The sequence below is a fragment of the Trichocoleus sp. Lan genome (genome assembly GCF_039961855.1).
GTDB lineage: Bacteria > Cyanobacteriota > Cyanobacteriia > Cyanobacteriales > FACHB-T130 > FACHB-T130.
The window spans coordinates 1-12,781 of record NZ_JAMPKA010000029.1 but is presented as its reverse complement, the minus strand read 5'-3'; the positions used below and the strand labels follow the sequence as shown (position 1 = coordinate 12,781).

The window sequence follows — 12,781 nt, the reverse complement described above, 5'->3', positions numbered from 1 at the left end:
CAGATTTTGCATCATTACTCTGAAAAACCTGCCAATTGGATAGTAAGAGTTATTAGAGTTTTAGTACCTTGTAAGATTGATTTTGAAAAGCGACAGGAAACGCAGAAGGGTGAGCCGTTGGAACGATCCAATAGTTAATTATAAAGCGGGATTGAAGTCGTTTAATATCCTCGTCCCGAAGGTTTTTATACAGACTTTTAAGTTTCTTTACAGCCTTAGTAGACTCTTCCTTAGTAATATCAAAACCTAGCGCATTCAGGCGTTCTGCCCATGCTTGTACATACGGTCGATCCCAAAGTATTGCTGAACCATCTTTCCAAGTTACGAAAACCGGGCGCTTTGCCAGACTCCGAAACTCATCCCAACCTGGCAAGCGCGAATCAGAGATCAACTCTACTAGGAATTGTGCATCTATGGAAGTATTTGCACTTGTCCAGTTAATAACTTCTTCCATAGAGGATGAAGGTCGCCTGATCAAAGCTGCATCAAAACTTCCAGTCTGTGATATACGATATCGAAAGCTCTTAAATCCGACCAGAAAAACCATCAGTGTTAGCAACAAAGCCACACGGTTAGTACTCCCCTGACCAAGAATGTAGTACCACACGGGTCGGAAAGTAAGGGCGATTAAACAAACTGCAATAATGTATGTTCCAACCAATTGATGCCAAATCAGAATGCTGGAGGCGAAGACTATTGCGGCAAGAATCCACCTTGCTTTCCCTCTACTTACTTCCAGTTGAATAGCACATACTGAAACTAATGCTATTCCAGCAAAGCAATACCACAAGTCAGTAGCTCGTGTAGGGTGCATAACTATCATTGAAGGTGATTTAGCAATATAAGCAGCCACAAATGCATAAAGCACCCAAATAACGCTCATCCCAGCCCAAATTACACCATGTTTAAATAGCTTCTCTACCCTCTGCCGATTCTGATAAAGAATAGCGAACAGTAATATAATCAAAATTCCAAATTCAGCGAAGCTTTGGCTGCTCCAAGTAAGCGGATAAAGATGATCGGGAAAACGCAATCTACTAGCCGCCAACCACAGTTGTTTATCAACGGCTTCTCGACCAAAGGCAGCCGCAGTGAGATATATAGCTGGTGAAGCTAATAGTATAAATAAACCGAAGAATAACATCCATTTTTTCCAAGCTCTCCGGTAAGTAGCGTCTAGTAGAAACACTGCTCCCAAGTATGTTAGAGCGTAAACTCCATACATACTATTCAGGTTAAATCCGATGGCTAGCCAAATAGCACACGGCAGGGGTCGTTCTTTATAAAATGAAGCTATTGCTAATAATAAAAAAGGTATAGAAAAGCCTGTTTGCTCAAAGTAGACTGCAATTATGGTGCCAAAACCAATAATCGGACTGATTGCTAATGCGAACAGTGCCATTGCACCAACAACAGCCAGTTTAGATTTGGGTGCAAAAGCTTGAGCGAGTTGCCCTGCTGCGTAGATAACTAAAATTCTTTCAAATAAAAATAGTGTCAGCAGTAAGGGTTCTAGTGGGATAAAGCGATGAAGCAATGCTACTGCATACCAAAGTGTGGAAGAGTAGTAGGGTAGAGTGGCACCAAATGGATCGTTTGGGTAAAGAGAAGGATTGTTCAGGAAATGAACAAGGGGTATCTGGAGCGCTTGGTTTTGAATATAAACGCCATATCCAGTTTGAAGTAATGAACAGAAGAAGAATATTAATGTGTAGATAGGGATAGATAGTTCTGGATCAAATACCGATCCTCTTTTGTGAGTTGATGGGAGACTTGTGCTTGCACTGGACATATCTGGTCTTATAGGAATATTTGTTTGCCATTTATAATAACTCTTATTTCGTAAGTGTGGCGAAATAATTATATTTTTAAGAAAAGATTTATTAGGTAGCAAGCATTTAATTAAAAATATTAGCTTTATTTATTAAATTTGTTACAAAGTAACGAGTAAAGCCTGCTTTACATTTCTCCAATAAAATTTTAAATCTGATTAAGTCAAAATGTTACTTTCTATCAGTCACTGGTCACAATAATCTCACATCTAATTTTAATAAGGGCGAGCGCTTTATCTCGCAAATAAGAGCGATCGCGCGATAATTCTAGGCTTTAACCTTCTCCTCGGCTTTCTAACCAAGCAGCCAAATCTGCGACATCCGAAAAATCTAATAACGCCTCGGCTAAATCTTCTAGCTAATTGCGGGATAACTGGCGAATTCGCTCTTGCAACTCAGGCTCAACTGTACAGATTCGGCGATTGAGTCGGCGCATAATCACTGCCAACTCTCCTTCTTATCTTCCTCGTTCTATACCTTGCTGCATCCAACTGGTGACGATTTTCATCACTACCTCCTGTTGTGCTGGTTCCAATTTAGCTATTTCTGCTTGAAAAATTTCTTCTTCTACTGCATTTAGCTGGAGATAAGTGTCAACAAAACCAGAAACCATCGGTAAGCAGTTCTTTGAATAAACGATCGCGGTCAATCATGTTAAGATTGCCCCGCCCATTAAGCGCTGGTAACGATAGTCTAATTCAGCTTTTAATAAGGGCGATCGCTCTAAGTTGGCATCTTGTGCCATCACTCTCTCGGCGGCATCCCGCGCGATATTCAATACTTCCTGATCTTCTACCAAACTCGCCAAGGCAAAATCTGGCACCCCAGACTGGCGAGTTCCCAGCACTTGACCGGGACCGCGCAGCCGCATATCCATCTCCGCAATAAAAAAGCCGTCTTGGGATTGTTCTAATACATTGAGGCGGTAACGAGCATCTGCGGTTTTGGTGCTGCTCATCAGAAGACAGAAAGATTGAGCGGCACCGCGACCAACGCGCCCCCGCAACTGGTGTAACTGCGATAAGCCAAAGCGTTCGGCATTCTCAATCATCATCACCGTTGCATTCGGCACATCCACGCCCACTTCAATCACCGTGGTGGAAACAATGATTTGCGTTTGATTATCGCGGAATCGGGTAATTGCCTCATCTTTTTCCGCTGAAGTCATGCGACCGTGCAGCAATCCGACTTGGAACTGAGGGAAAACACTTTCTGAGAGGCGCTGATGCTCCTCCACTGCCGAACGCACATCTAACTTTTCCGATTCTTCAATCAGGGGCAAGACGATATATGCTTGACGCCCTTGAGCAACTTCGCGGCAGATGAGATCGTAGGCATTGGTGCGTTCTTTGCCCGTGAGTACGGTCGTATGAATTGCTTGCCGACCCGGTGGCATCTCATCAATCTGGCTCACATCCAAATCCCCATGAACCGTCAGCGCCAAGGTGCGAGGAATTGGCGTGGCGGTCATGGTTAATACATGGGGTTGTTCGCCTTTTTGCTGCAACAGCGCCCGCTGTTCCACTCCAAAGCGGTGCTGTTCGTCAATCACTACTAACCCCAGCTTATGAAAATTCACTTTCTCTTGAATCAGAGCATGAGTCCCTACTAATAGAGGCAGTTCGCCGGTTTCTAGATGGGCATGAATTTGGCGGCGTTTGGCAGTTTTGGTGGAACCTGTCAGCAGTTCTACGGGCAAGTACAGAAGATTGAACCAACTGACTAACTTGCGATAGTGCTGTTCTGCCAAAACTTCAGTGGGAGCCATCAGCGCCGCTTGGTAGCCGGATTGAATCGCGGCGAGGATAGCAATGACTGCTACGACAGTTTTACCAGAACCGACATCGCCTTGCACCAACCGATTCATCGGAGTGGATGATTGCAAATCGTTGAGGATGTCGTTCAGTACCCGCTGTTGGGCACCCGTTAATCGAAAGGGTAAAACTTGGTGGAATTGTTCAATCAGCTTCCCTCTGGGAGCCAAGATAGCGCTGGACTGCTTTTGGCGTTGGGCTTGGCGACGGAGGAGGAAACCCAGCTGAAGGTAGAAAAACTCATCGAAGACTAAACGGCGACGGGCGGCTTCCTTGGCGGCACTGTCGGCAGGAAAATGGATGTTTGCGATCGCATCCGACAACTTCATCAATCCATACCCATCGCGTAAAACCGCGGGTAAAGGATCTTTCAGATGGGTGGCGGCGGGGAGAGCAGCAATGACCGCCTGTCTTACCATATCTGCCGCTACGCCCTCTGTTAGGGGATACACCGGCACGACTCGACCAATGGTGTGGGAGTCAATCGGGTCTCCAGGGTTTGCCAAAACTTCCAGTTGTGGATCGTCCAAAGTCAGACCATATTGACTTTTTTTCACCAAGCCAGAAGCCGCCACGACTGCGCCTTGGGGATATCGATTTTTTATCCCTTCTTGCCAGCCGCGATTGCTGTAGCGAGAACCGGCAAAAAAGCGGCTGAGGCTGATTTGACCCGTGCGATCTTTCAGCACCACCTGCATTATGGTTAATTTCTTGTTTTTTGGGCTACTAAAGCAGGTACAGCGCTTCACCGTTCCTATCAATGTCACCGTTTCACCCGATTCCAGCTCAGAGATATTCACCTGACGCGCATAGTCAATGTGGTCGCGGGGGTAATAAAAGAGGATATCCCGCACCGTATGGAGATCCAGCTTGGCTAAATACCCGCCTTTTCTAACTCCCACATCTGGCAAACTGGTCAGCGGTTGGTCAAGAGAAATCGCTGCGTTGGACTGGACGAGGGGCGTGGTGCGCGGGGCTTGAGTATCGGGGGATGGGGGCGATTTAATTGTCTCTACTTGCTGCTGATTGTCTTCATTTCGCTGATGCGATCGCGATCGCGCTTGCCTCTCCAGGACTTGTTGCATCTGATGGAGAAATCGGCGCGTTTCCAAGACCAAGTGTTGTCGCTGGGAGAGGGTGAGGTTCGGGTAACGGGCAAACTGAGACGCCATCTCTTGCCACCGATGTCGCTCTATCAGCGGCAAAAAAGATGGGGTTTTTCCGAACTCCAGACTTAAGAATTCACTGAAACGATATTGTTTCCCCATTAAGTCTGTAAAGCCCCGCTCTGCCTCGACTGAAAGGGCTTTCTGCAATCGCAGCCAATCCGGTGATTCTATTTGCATCTTCTCTCCCCTTTTTTGTTAATTGCTAGTAGCGAATGGCTGATTACCCGCCAATAGCCGTCCTCACCCGGATATTGTCAATCCTCACGACGATTCCCATTATTCTTCAAACCAACAGGCACGCCAAGCCGCTTCTGCCGCAGCCACGGTGCGCTCTCGTTGCTTTTTCTGAAATTCTCGGCGCAGGGTGCTAAGCCGTGCGCTGAGGGTCCGAATCTGGTTGCGTCCTGCCATTACCGTTGAATCAGCAAATTCAATCTCAGATAACCGCAGATGGATGGCGATAATCGGTATTAAAGGAGAGTTTTGTAAAGTCGGGAGATTTGACGTTTCTACCGGCTCATTTTCTATTTGAACCACAAATTTTAAAAGATTGGGGCGTCCCACCACAGGCTCACCAGATGGCTCCGCTCTAACAGCAGCTTCCAGAACAGCTTCCGGAAAATTTTTCGGTAATATCCCCACTTCCTGTAGTAGACGATTGCTTTGGCAAGAAAGAGCGAGCAAGGTTTCGCTCATGGCGTTTTCCACCGCTTCCTGCCATCGAGCCAAATCCTCTGGGTTGTTTGTCGGGACGTTAGAAAAGGTAAAGCGACTGGTTGAGCGATCGCGATCGCTATTGGGGTTTAGGGTGTCGAGAGTGTCTTGTGGTGCTAGCATCTCGATGGCTAAGTCATCAGTCGGGGTAGGGAAATCCTCTTCTTGAGAGGGTTCTTGGGATAGTTCCCCGCGCGATGTTTCCGCGGGACGGCTTCTTTCAAGGTTTCGCAGTTGGGGTTGAGCAAGCCTTGCCAGTTGCTGAAGGTTCTGTTGCAATTGTTGTCGTTCTCTAAGAGACAGACTCAGAAACGCTTCCGGATAGACTTGGGTGCAAAGATAATAACTCGCCACGATCAACTGCTGCCGCATGGCTTGTCCTAAGGCAGTCAGATAATCGTTGTAGGTATCGTGGAATTCTATAGCGATCGCTTTGATTGCTTCTTCCAGCGCTGCCATATCCCGCTCAATTTCCTCTACTCTTCTCGCCATTGCTGCTTACATCTGTCAATCGGGACGGTACGGGCGTACAGATGTACTTCCCTACTTTAGAATACCGATTCCTCGTCATTCGGTCATTCGGTTATTCGTCTATCGCTCAGGAGCAACAGACGAATCCCTATTGACTAACGACTCATAATAACGCGATGTAGAACTAACTTTGAGATCGACCCTAAACCACTTCCCTGGTATCAAAGAGCCTCTAATCGCCCCTCTCCTTGCCGCCGATACCCTACTCCCCTATAACCTTTGAAATGCCTACCTAAAGAGCTTTAAAGCGATCGCCTTTGTGATAATTGATTCGTGAAACGGTATCCGATAGATAGGCAGTAGTGTCAGGGCGTGGCAAATAAAGCTACCGATTCTCCATTTCCCTCCCTGCCGGTTCGCTGAAATTCGCCGATAGCCGCCTCTATTCTGATAACGCTGCTTCTCCGATCAACGGCAGCGTCACCGTAAAACTCGTGCCGACTCCGACTTCACTCATCATGGAAATCTCGCCCCCATGTGCCTCCACACACTTTTTGACCATCGCTAATCCCAACCCAGTGCCAGGAATTGTGCCGACGTTTCTAGCACGATTGAAAGGATGAAACAGCCGAGGTTGATCTTCTTTGGGAATGCCAATTCCTTGATCTTGAATCTGAAAGATGACTGTTTTTTCGTGGCTTCTTAGTTCAAAACGCACTGTGCCGCCTTCCGGTGAATACTTAATCGCGTTAGCGAGTAAATTGTCTAAAATATGCCGCAGTAGGGTTTCATCCCATAACGCCTCTCCCAAGTCCTCTTGACAAGTGAAAATAAGTTGATATTTGTCAAGTGTAAAGAGTTGCAACTCTTCGACCAATTTGTGACAGAATGATTTCAAATCAAGGGGAATCAGTTGGCACTGAAGTTGCCCTGAATCAGCTTTCCCGATAAACGTAATTTCATCTAATAGCTGAGCCAGATTTTTAATTGCTGAACGAATCAGTTTGAGATGAGTATTTTTTTTCTCATCGCTCAGTTTTTGATCGTAGTCTTGGAGCAATCCAGCAGAAAGGAGAATCCTATTCAGGGGATTGCGGAAATCGTGAGAAAGCATAGAAACAAATTCAGATTTAGACTGATTGATTTCTTTGGCTTTCACTAGCTCAGCCGTTCGTTCCTGAACTCGGATTTCTAACGCCTCATTAACTGTTCGTAATGTTTCCGAAACCTGCTTTCGCTCAATTGCATAGCACAAAGAGCGCACTAGCACCTCTACATTAACTTGGCGCTTAACCAGATAATCTTGTGCCCCCTGTCGGACTGCTTCTATCGCTAATTCATCGTCATTCGTATTTGTCAGTACAACAATCGGTAAGCCAGAAGCGTGGCTGTTTAGGGGAGCTAGAGAACACAAACCTTCACTGTCAGGTAGGGTCAGATCCAACAAAATTACATCAAAGCAATCTTCATTGAGTCGATTGAGCGCTTCCCTCAATCGTTTGACATGCACCAGACTAAACTGTTTGAACTTGGCTTGTTTCAGAAGCTCTTGCAGGAATCTGGCTTCTGCCAAGTTATCCTCAATCAACAAGATTTTTATTGAGCTTCCAGGCATAATTTTCTGGGATCTCCCCTCCCCTCCTGTTCCCGCTCGGCAACTGCTTGCATTTTAACAAGATACGAAAATTTCTTGTCATCATTCCGATGGCAGGGTAACAGTTTCCAGCCAAAACTCTTCAATCCCCTTAACAATTTTGAAGAGCTGGCTGAGGTTGCGGGATTTGGTGATGTAGCAATTTACGTGCAAGTCATAGCTGTGGAAAATATCATCTTCATTTTTAGAAGTTGTCAGTACTACTACTGGGATGCGTTTCAGCTTGGGATCGGCTTTAATTTCCGCCAAGACTTCTCGACCATCCTTCTTCGGCAAGTTCAAATCCAGCAAAATCAGGTCAGGGCGAGGTGCATCAGCATACTCGCCCTCTTGGCGCAAGAAAGCCATCGCATCCACACCATCTCTGACTGTCACGACTTGGTGTGGGAGCGAGCTATTTTTTAAGGCTTCTTGGATTAAGCGGATATCGGCTTTATTGTCCTCGACTAAAAAGATTGTTTTGTGGTTTTCTTCCGTTTCTACGCTCACGATCGCGTCCCCCTAATGGAATCGTAAAGTAGAATGTTGCACCCTGACCTAATTGGGACTCGACCCAGATGCGCCCTCGGTGACACTCAACAATCTTTTTGCAAATTGCTAAACCCATTCCTGTACCTTGATACTCATCCCGCGTATGCAGACGCTGAAAGATAACAAAAATGCGATCGCTAAACTGCGGATCGATGCCAATCCCGTTATCCCGTACTGAGAATAGCCACGCATCCTCTAGTCGAGAAGCTCCTACATGGATTTCTGGCGGTTGCTCGCTGCGGAACTTGATAGCATTGCCAATCAGGTTCTGGAACAGTTGCATCAACTGGGTGCTATCTGCCATAACCGTCGGCAAGGGATCGTGAGCGATCGCAGCTCCCGTTTCCGAGATGCGTCCTCGCAAATTAGCCAAGGCACGGTCTAAAGCCGTGTCCACCCCTGTCATTTCAAACTCGATAGCCTGCATATCCACCTTAGAGTATGCCAGCACGTCATCAATTAGCGTCTGCATTAAGCTGACTCCCTCAACAGTGAAGCCAATGAATTCCTTCGCGTCTTCGTCGAGTTGCTCTAGATAGCGCATCTCCAAAAGTTGTACGTAGTTCGCTACCTGATTGAGTGGCTCTTGCAAGTCATGGGAGGCGACGTAAGCAAACTTTTTCAGCTCAGCATTGGAACGTTCTAAATCTTGAGCTAATTGGGCAAGTTCATCAGCTTGGCGCAGCACAATGTTAATAATTGCCTTTCTGAGTTCAAGTGCAGCTTTAATTTCTACCTGTTTCCAGGGTAAAGACGTTAAGCGAACCGTTTCTTTCCACAGATCAAATGATTTGCGAGGACACAGACGAATATTTCCCTCTGACTGGTTTACTTCAAACGCCTTATTTGGGTCGCCACCCCAATTCACGGTTTGAATTACTTCCGGTCGAAACCACAAAACATAGTTATTTTTAGAAATCGGAATCGCTAATAAGCCACTGGCAACGTTTTTGAAACTTTCTGCATCTGGATAAATCTGAGGTAAGGAATCGCTATAGAAGACTTCTTCCTCGACGTTATTCTTTAGCCATTGGACTAAAAAGTTGAGTTCTTCTTCTGTGGGAGTCTCACCAACCATCGTGCAATCCCCACCAAAGCACACGGCGGCACCTTTAGCGTTAGCAAGCTCCAGCAGATTCGGCTGGTGTTTAACTAAACCATCAATAAAGTTTTCTTCTTGAGACATATATTCAACCAAGGCTGATTGGATATATGTCAGCTTCATGCGATAGCCGTAATCTTCAGTTTCTTCTCTGGTTGAGATTTCTGAAAAGATGACGCGCCCCAAGAATTCGCAAGCTTTTCGCAGCTCATAAGAAACATACTTGGGGGACTGATGATGGCAAGCAATCAGTCCCCAAAGTTTTTGATCTTTCATCAAAGAAATTGTCAGAGAAGCACCCACACCCATATTGTGCAAGTACTGGATATGACAAGGAGACGCGCTTCTGAGAATAGAGTTCGTTAAATCAAGCGGACGCTGATTAACTGGATTAAGAATCGGAAAAAGTTCAGCAGATTGAGAAGTGGCATCCGGGATTAACCTGATCCAATTCGAGGTAAATAACTTTCTAGCTGGTTTAGGAATATCTGATTCTGGGAAGTGGAGACCTAAGTAAGGCTCCATACTTTCTAGTTTTTCTTCAGCGAGGACAGATCCATGCCCATCGTCATCAAACTTATATAGCATCACCCTGTCAAATCCGGTGACTTTTCGCACCTCTTTCACAATGATTTGACAAAAGTCACCCAGAGTTGATGTTTTTTCTAACTGGTTGATAGAGGCTCTGGCTAGATGATAAAAGCTTAAGAAGGGGATGTTTTCTTGGGAAATTGCAGGTTCTAATTCCAAAATTAAAAATCCATCTGCATTCCGCTGGAAAATGCCATCAAAGACTAAATACTCATCGCCTTTTCTTCTAGCCCAAATCTTGATAGGGTTGATAAAATCAAGATTTTCTTCTAATAGTCCTGCTTTAATTCTGTCTACTTGGAACGGGTCGAGAACTTCTTCTAATTTCTTTTGCAGCATATTTTCGGGGGAGATTCCGAAAACTGTGGATATATTGCTGCTAACTTGTAATATTGTTAACTCAGGTTCTGCGAGAACGAAAATTATTCCGTGAGGCTGAACTTTACTAGCATTATGAATGGGTGCTTCTTTCAAGCTAGTTATATTAATCCCTGGCACTTGTAAATTGATTTCCATTACGATCCTTCCTTTTTTCTGGAACTATCAGAAGTAGATTATCTATAGGATTGAATACCCTAAAAGGATTTCCCGCACCAGCTAAATGTCCCTTTCGTAGCGCTGTATTACTGGCAAATAGTCAGCTCGATCCTGAACTCCAAGATACAATGCTTGTCTATTTAGGGGCTGAAAAATTTCGTTACTTTTCTAGTGAGTTTGCACTCCTCAACGGTGTTTCGCAGTGTCCCCTTAATCTGCTCGCGCTCAAAAGTCTAGCACAAGGATCGAGGCAACACTCCTAAGGAGGATGTTAAGAATTCCACCCAAACAAAAAGTTTTTCTGCTTTTAGTGTTTCTGTCTTTATAAAGGGTTTCCAAGGTGTTAATTTGTTGAGATATATAGAATGGGGATATCGTGCCTACAAGCGCTGAAAATCTCTTGAAAATAAAGATAAAAAAAGACAGGTTTCCATCATGGAAACCTGTCCTTCCTAGGGATTCAGCCAGAAAACTTGCTGATTAATTGCCGCCCATTTGAGCTGCAACTTCCTCAGCAAAATTGCTTTCTTTCTTTTCCAGTCCTTCACCGAGAATAAATCGGACGAAGCGACGGACTTGGATGTTTTCACCTAGCGTCGCAATATTTTGCTTGATCAACTCTTCCACCGTGATACTTTGGTCACGAATGTAGGGCTGATCGACCAAGCTCAACTCTTGCAGGCGTTTGTCAATTCGACCCTGAACAATCTTTTCTTTGATGTTCTGTGGCTTGTTGCCTAGGTCATCCCGGCCCATTTCGATTTCTTTTTCCTTCTCAACGATTTGAGCGGGAATGTCGCCAACCTTCACGTATTCAACGTTGGGACAAGCTGCAATCTGCATGGCTATGTTCCGCACCAGAGTTTGGAAGGCTTCGTTGCGGGCGACAAAGTCTGTCTCGCAGTTCACTTCCACCAGGACGCCGACTCGACCTCCGGTATGGATGTAGCTGCCAACCAGTCCTTCTGAGGCTTGGCGATCGCCTTTTTTCCCAGCGCTAACCATTCCCTTTTGACGCAGCCATTCAATGGCTTTGTCCATATCGCCATCGGTTTCTTTTAGCGCTTTTTTGCAGTCCATCATGCCGACACCAGTTTTTTGGCGCAGCTCGTTCACGAGTTTTGCAGATATTTCCGCCATTTCCTCAGTTCCTAACTAAGAATTGATGTTTCTAACGCTGAATTATCCCTCGGTTTCTTCTTCCTCTTCATCAGGAACCGAGTCGATTTCCTCGTATTCGATATCGTCTTCAGCGCCTTCGTAATCTTCGTAATCCTCTTCTGCTTCTGCGTCTAGCTGACCGTGACGACCTTCATAGATAGCGTCTGCCAACTTACCCACTATTAGCTTAATGGAGCGGATAGCATCGTCATTGGCTGGAACGGGAATATCCACTACATCCGGGTCGCAGTTTGTATCCAGCAGCGCGACGATAGGAATCCCCAGTTTTTGGCATTCTTGAACTGCATTATATTCCCGACGCTGATCCACGATCACCACGATGTCGGGAACTTTCCGCATCTGCTTAATACCGCCGAGGTATTTCTGCAATTTGGTCATTTCCCGGCGCAGCATCGAAGCTTCTTTCTTGGGCAGTAAGTCGAGGACTCCGGTTTCTTCCCGGCGTTCCAAATCTTTTAGGCGCTCTACCCGTGTTTTAATGGTCGTCCAATTGGTGAGCATTCCCCCCAACCAACGTTGGTTGATGTAGTAAGAACCACAACGAGCGGCTTCTTGAGCCACAATTCCTGCGGCTTGACGCTTAGTACCGATGAAGAGAACCTTCTTGCCCTGTTCTGCGGCGGTTCGCATATAGGTGTAGGCATCTTCCATCAGCTGGGCAGTCTGAACCAAGTCGATGATGTGGACGCCATTGCGGGACGTATAGATGTATGGAGCCATTTTTGGGTTCCACCGGCGGGTCTGGTGCCCAAAGTGAACACCCGACTCCATCATCTGAGCCAAAGAAACAACTGACATATTTATTTTCCTTTCGGGTTAATCCTCCATCCAGGCGTATTTCCAGCGGAAACACCCGAAACCCTGAATGTGCGGAATGTACGAATTTAGACAACTCTTCCAGTTTATCAGAGTTATAAGGGCTTTGATGGGAAAATTTGCAGGAAAAACATTGAAAAATAGGCTAGCACAGTTGCAGTAGCCGATTTCTAGACAATTGGCAAGGAAAATATTAAAAGATTAGCGATCGCGCAAAATAAATCGCTCGCATCTTTAGCAGTGCAATCATGTAAATTAACGTGAGTTCGGGATAAGGAAGGGTGGAACAGATACAGTTGAAAGTACCTAATTCTCAACCCATCTGACCACCCTATGCTTAGTCTAGAAGCCTTGTTTTGCCATGTCGA

General features: G+C 45.7%; 10 protein-coding genes and 1 pseudogene. 1 reads left to right on the top strand and 10 read right to left on the bottom strand.

Features of this window, described 5'->3' with window-relative positions; all coding sequences use genetic code 11:
* Positions 1-52: 52 nt before the first annotated feature.
* The 5 genes and pseudogenes from NDA03_RS22020 to NDA03_RS22000 all read right to left on the bottom strand — a co-directional run bounded on the left by NDA03_RS22020 (position 53) and on the right by NDA03_RS22000 (position 6,021).
* On the bottom strand, positions 53-1,792 hold the full coding sequence (locus NDA03_RS22020) for a DUF6798 domain-containing protein (RefSeq protein ID WP_190412065.1): 1,740 nt from the start codon (positions 1,790-1,792) through the stop codon (positions 53-55).
* Between the two features lie 314 nt (positions 1,793-2,106).
* Positions 2,107-2,280: pseudogene (locus tag NDA03_RS22015) on the bottom strand (DUF4351 domain-containing protein).
* Between the two features lie 9 nt (positions 2,281-2,289).
* Positions 2,290-2,445: a hypothetical protein gene (locus tag NDA03_RS22010; RefSeq protein WP_242029173.1), complete on the bottom strand. Its 156-nt coding sequence runs from the start codon at positions 2,443-2,445 to the stop codon at positions 2,290-2,292.
* A 36-nt stretch (positions 2,446-2,481) separates the two neighbouring features.
* Positions 2,482-4,992, bottom strand: coding sequence for an ATP-dependent DNA helicase RecG (gene recG, locus NDA03_RS22005; RefSeq protein ID WP_348239136.1), 2,511 nt, complete (start codon positions 4,990-4,992; stop codon positions 2,482-2,484).
* Between the two features lie 99 nt (positions 4,993-5,091).
* On the bottom strand, positions 5,092-6,021 hold the full coding sequence (locus NDA03_RS22000) for a hypothetical protein (protein ID WP_348239135.1): 930 nt from the start codon (positions 6,019-6,021) through the stop codon (positions 5,092-5,094).
* On the opposite strand from NDA03_RS22000, the gene NDA03_RS21995 reads away from it, so the two are divergent.
* Positions 6,021-6,155, top strand: coding sequence for a hypothetical protein (locus NDA03_RS21995; RefSeq protein WP_348239134.1), 135 nt, complete (start codon positions 6,021-6,023; stop codon positions 6,153-6,155). The two genes, NDA03_RS22000 and NDA03_RS21995, sit on opposite strands and share 1 nt — an antisense overlap.
* A 287-nt stretch (positions 6,156-6,442) precedes the next feature.
* Here NDA03_RS21995 and NDA03_RS21990 read toward each other — a convergent pair whose 3' ends face one another.
* From NDA03_RS21990 to rpsB, 5 genes are all read right to left on the bottom strand, one after another.
* Entirely contained in the window at positions 6,443-7,615 is a 1,173-nt protein-coding gene (locus NDA03_RS21990; protein ID WP_190438794.1) for a hybrid sensor histidine kinase/response regulator, read from the bottom strand.
* Between the two features lie 81 nt (positions 7,616-7,696).
* Entirely contained in the window at positions 7,697-8,143 is a 447-nt protein-coding gene (locus NDA03_RS21985) for a response regulator (protein WP_190412061.1), read from the bottom strand.
* Positions 8,088-10,394 (bottom strand): ATP-binding protein, encoded by a 2,307-nt coding sequence (locus NDA03_RS21980; protein WP_348239133.1) that lies wholly within the window; start codon positions 10,392-10,394, stop codon positions 8,088-8,090. Before NDA03_RS21980 ends, NDA03_RS21985 begins: the two co-directional genes overlap by 56 nt.
* 501 nt (positions 10,395-10,895) lie before the next feature.
* The gene (tsf, locus tag NDA03_RS21975; protein ID WP_190412059.1) at positions 10,896-11,555 is read right to left on the bottom strand and encodes a translation elongation factor Ts; all 660 of its coding nucleotides are present in this window, start codon (positions 11,553-11,555) and stop codon (positions 10,896-10,898) included.
* A gap of 42 nt (positions 11,556-11,597) precedes the next feature.
* A complete protein-coding gene (rpsB, locus tag NDA03_RS21970; RefSeq protein ID WP_190412058.1) occupies positions 11,598-12,395 on the bottom strand; it encodes a 30S ribosomal protein S2 in 798 nt (265 codons plus the stop codon).
* Between the last annotated feature and the right edge of the window lie 386 nt (positions 12,396-12,781).